Below are 1,051 nucleotides of genomic sequence, written 5' to 3'. Positions count from 1 at the left end.
TCTGAAATGAGCGCGCGCGATGTGGCGGACATGGCTGTCGCCGAACTCGTCGACGAGTTTCGCCTGCTCGCCGACGAGCTTGGAACGCCTTGGGATTCTCGGCGGCCTGAACGGTTTGAGAGAACGCCGGAGCGCGCGGCGCGCATCGCCCGGATGAACGCGCTGACGCCGGAAATGCGGCGGCGAGCGCCCGCGGCGACGATTTCGGCGCTGATGCTGGACCCGGACGTGGACGTGCGCATGTGGGCGGCGATGCGCTTTGGCGAATTCGATCGCGAGCTTTCGAACGCCGCGTTCGCCGGGGCGCGCGAGAAGGTGTCGCCCCGCGAGGCGCTGGCGCTGATCGAGCACGCGCGCACGCCGCCGCCCGTGCTGCCGACTTTGGCGCAGATGTCGGACGACGACCTCGTGGCGCGGTTCTCCGACGCCTGCCTGCGGGAATTCTGGACCCGGCATTGCGGAGGCGGACGCATCCCTCTCGATATCGAGCTTCGCAACACAATCGACGATGAGGTCGATGAGATCGTGGCGGAGTTCCGCCGCCGCGGGACATGCGACCGGCTGCTGCCCCTGCTCGATTCGCCGAACATCACGACGCGGGCGGAAGCGGCGCGCGCGACGGTTCGGATCGCTCCCGAGCGCGCGGCGAAGGCGCTCGAAGCGGTGAGCAAGAGCGGGGACTCCTGGGAGCTTGGACGCGCCGGGCAATCGCTTCGGTCCTACGAGGAAGAGGGCGTCATTCCGCCGCGGACGCCCTCGCAGAGCTGACGATGCGAGTGGAGAAGAGCGACGCTTTCGATTGAGAATTGGCGTGAGGCTGCCAACGAACTCTGAGCATATGGGGTGCTGAAATGAGCGCGCGCGATGTGGCGGACATGGCTGTCGCCGAACTCGTCGACGAGTTTCGCCTGCTCGCCGACGAGCTTGGAACGCCTTGGGATTCTCGGCGGCCTGAACGGTTTGAGAGAACGCCGGAGCGCGCGGCTCGCATCGCCCGGATGAACGCGCTGACGCCGGAAATGCGGCGGCGAGCGCCCCCGGCGACGATTTC

The 1,051-nt window shown here is 67.6% G+C and carries 2 protein-coding genes; both read left to right on the top strand.

All coding sequences use genetic code 11. The annotated features are described in order from the left end of the window. The coding region (locus DFR50_RS09595; protein ID WP_210208847.1) for a DUF2019 domain-containing protein at positions 1-768 on the top strand (768 nt) is incomplete at its 5' end. An 83-nt stretch (positions 769-851) separates the two neighbouring features. After that, on the top strand, positions 852-1,051 hold a 200-nt coding region (locus DFR50_RS32495), incomplete at its 3' end, for a hypothetical protein (RefSeq protein ID WP_210208846.1).

It is taken from the genome of Roseiarcus fermentans (assembly GCF_003315135.1).
Lineage (GTDB): Bacteria > Pseudomonadota > Alphaproteobacteria > Rhizobiales > Beijerinckiaceae > Roseiarcus > Roseiarcus fermentans.
The sequence above is the reverse complement of the archived record's forward strand: the minus strand, read 5'-3'. Positions and strand labels throughout refer to the sequence as shown.